The sequence below is a fragment of the Campylobacter sp. RM5063 genome (genome assembly GCF_024723655.1).
Lineage (GTDB): Bacteria > Campylobacterota > Campylobacteria > Campylobacterales > Campylobacteraceae > Campylobacter_D > Campylobacter_D lari_D.
Genome location: NZ_JANQDA010000054.1, coordinates 1 through 1149 on the forward strand (window position 1 = coordinate 1; position 1149 = coordinate 1149).

Below are 1149 nucleotides of genomic sequence, written 5' to 3' on the forward strand. Positions count from 1 at the left end.
CAGTAGGTTGTTTTGTAAATTAACAATTCTTGAGCTTACTGCTTTGTTTATGTATATAAATACTATTATCACAATTACTAAAATAACAAAAAGAGATATAAATGCTATGGTTGTTATAAGTTTTGTAATAGGCATTTGTATAGAATCAACTGGAGCCATAGTCACAATAGACCAAGCATCTTGTGAGTTATCCCAAAGATCAAAAGTAGCTATTGCTGCTCTATTTTTCTTTCCATCGCTTGCACGAGTAAAGTCAAAAACAGTATTTATTTTATCTTTTTGTAATTGTATTAATGTTTTTGCACTAGGATGAGGATTTGCTTCTGAAATACTTTTTCCTGTAAATTTAGAAACAGGACTAACTGCTATTAGACCCTCAGCACCAAGTAATAATCTTTGATCATCTTTGAAAATACTTCTTTTTGGATCTGTTAGTTCTCCTCTAAAATGTGTTAAACTTCCTAAAGCTCCAACTACACCTATAATATTTCCATTTTTAAAGATTGGAATTACAATATTGTATGCAAAAATTTCTTCACCATTGATGTTGAAAATTTGAGGTTTTCCTATTGATTCTTTTTGTGTTGATATAGCATTATTAATACTTTGTTGTTGTAAAAATGCATCATATGCTTGAACTAATTGCACGCCGCCTTCTGTTTTTAAAGAAGTATCATGAAGTAACATTAAAAATTTATGCTGATTTGTAAGTAGTTTTGGGTTGGTATTTTGATTGATTGGGGTATTAAAAAAATGAACATACATATATGCAATTTTTTCATTTGAATCAAGCACACCTTCTAAAATATTTTGCACTTCTGTATCATCAATACTATTTTCATTTGAAATAGTATTTTTTATAGTATCTTCTACTCCTAGTAAAGTTGAATAAACACTTTCTGTTGCTCCACGGACGATATTTGCATATCTAAAAGCATTAATTTGAAGTAGTTTATCTGCTTCAGTGTGTAAGATATTTGAAGCTTGTATGGAAAAAATACTTGCTAAGATTATAATGCCTAGCATTACTATGGAAATTACAACTCCAACTATTTTGGTCCCTATTTTTAAATTTGAAAACAATGTATCTCCTTTATGTGTTTTTAAAAAGGATGTATTTTATCCTAAAAAAATAATTTTTTTATTTTT

General features: G+C 28.4%; 1 protein-coding gene. It reads right to left on the reverse strand.

The window, feature by feature from the left end:
* The coding region (locus tag CAMP5063_RS08305; protein WP_263666986.1) for a PDC sensor domain-containing protein at window positions 1–1083 on the reverse strand (1083 nt) is incomplete at its 3' end.
* Window positions 1084–1149: the final 66 nt, after the last annotated feature.